This is a genomic window from Aneurinibacillus sp. REN35, from assembly GCF_041379945.2.
Taxonomy (GTDB): Bacteria; Bacillota; Bacilli; order Aneurinibacillales; family Aneurinibacillaceae; genus Aneurinibacillus.
The window spans coordinates 1-230 of record NZ_JBFTXJ020000058.1 but is presented as its reverse complement, the minus strand read 5'-3'; the positions used below and the strand labels follow the sequence as shown (position 1 = coordinate 230).

Here is a 230-nt window from a genome sequence, read left to right as displayed (position 1 = left end):
CAATGGTTGTATAGTCAGTGCCGAGGATAATATCATTTGCCACGACCTCATCAATGGGGATTAATGGATGTCTCGCTTTATATAAAGCAATCCTGCCCTCATTGTTCATAATAGGCATGGTTGCTTTCATTTTTTTTCCGTACCTTGCCTTAGCAAAAATAAAATCTAAATTCGCCAAGACCTTCACTATTATTTGCAGTTCGCCTTCATATTCTGCCGATTTGGCTGAC

1 protein-coding gene is annotated in these 230 nt (G+C 39.6%); it reads right to left on the bottom strand.

Annotated features, from left to right (window positions below; all coding sequences use genetic code 11):
* The coding region (locus tag AB3351_RS23645; RefSeq protein WP_371149557.1) for a hypothetical protein at window positions 1-230 on the bottom strand (230 nt) is incomplete at both ends.